Below are 1,520 nucleotides of genomic sequence, written 5' to 3' on the forward strand. Positions count from 1 at the left end.
GGAACGTAAATGCCGGGTTATCCCCGATCTCCGTCTTTTTTGCATGGGTACAGGATTGGTTGATTGCCTGTGCGGATATGGCAAGTGCCAGTGTGATATTCGACCGGACTTTTCCTGCATGGAGGGTACTTTCAAAACAGCGCCATTCCAGTGTTCCTTTGGAAAAAACAGCGTGTAGGTTTAATGCATAATACCTTGTCCAGTTGTAATGCTCGGTGCTTCCGTCATTTCCCTCATACCATGCCTTTTTGAATTTTTCCATCGTAATGGTACTGTTCGGCATTCGGCGGATCTTCTCCAATACCATAGGACGGACTTTCTGGCAATACTCATCTTCCCTTCTCGTCTGTACATTTAAGGCTTTGAACAGAATATCCTCTTTGCAGTACATGATCGTCAGTGCATTTTTCAGACTCCTTGGTGTATGATTGGATGCGTCCACATGGACATGCATGCCACAGGATGAATTGACAAAAGCACCTGCGTTTTTGACACACCGCACCACTTCCTGGAGTTTCCCCATTTCCGAATATTCCAATTTCGGGGATACCATTTCAGTCGCATAGTCACTGTCCGCATCCAGACACCGCCCGTGAGATTTGTACTGACAACGGATACTGGAATCATACGAAAACTTCCAGACCTTTCCATCCGGGTCTTTCACACACCAGGAGCTGTATGACTGGATGGAATATGGCTCCGTCCCGAACATTCTTCCAACAGCGGCAGCCGCTTTCTCACGGCTGATGCCTGTCATCTCAATCTCTGTACCGAAATACTGGTCTTTTAGGTCGATCTGCGTCACCCACCCTTCGCTTCTGGAACAGGTGAGCTGCTTCGGATCTCTTCATCCACTGCTTTCAGGTTTCTGCCTATCGCTTCAATGACATTGACCGTGACACCATTACCGGCCTGCTTGTAAAGCTGGTTATCCGATGTTTCTTTTTCCATCTTGGAAATCTGACCATCCCGGTATCCCTGCAGCCGCAGACACTCCCTTGGTGTCAGTCTGCGGATTCTGCCGTGGTAGATCACGCCATGACGGTCGGTTGCCGTAATGGTGAACATTGGCTCTTCCGGTTCTTTCATCCTTCTTCCATTCTGGCGGACTTTTTCTTTGGCCGGTGTCAGCACTGCCCTTGGCGTTTCTTCCACCAGCACCCCGGAACTTTCGCCCCTGTGGTTATGGATGCTGGAATCTTGTCTGGTATTCAGACACCTTGCAACATCTGTCACCAGCAGCGGAGGCGAGATATCTACAAAATGCAGTGTTCCTTGCTGGTTTCCGGTCGTCAAAGTATGGGCGATCTCATGCCCGACTCTTCCCCTGCGGCTGTTGATACCCGGATAGCCGAGGTCAATGCTGTCTCCCTCGTAGGCCATCTTGTACCCTTTTCTGGTATTTTCCTTGATTGGGATACCGACTTCATATAATCCGGTCTTACCGCCCATGCCGCCAGCCCCACTGGTCAGCGTGCAGCTCAGTCCTTCTTCTGCGTAGACTCTTTCTCCCTGTTTGC

Annotated in this window: 2 protein-coding genes; both read right to left on the reverse strand. The window is 49.9% G+C overall.

Translation table 11 applies throughout. The features are described 5' to 3' along the window. The coding region (locus tag LIQ05_RS19205; RefSeq protein ID WP_264292814.1) for an amidoligase family protein at positions 1 to 757 on the reverse strand (757 nt) is incomplete at its 3' end. Positions 758 to 801: 44 nt separating this feature from the next. Continuing rightward, positions 802 to 1,520 (reverse strand): DNA cytosine methyltransferase (locus LIQ05_RS19210; RefSeq protein ID WP_226822915.1); only part of this gene is annotated, 719 nt, incomplete at its 5' end.

It is taken from the genome of Blautia glucerasea, from assembly GCF_020537505.1.
Classification (GTDB): domain Bacteria; phylum Bacillota; class Clostridia; order Lachnospirales; family Lachnospiraceae; genus Blautia_A.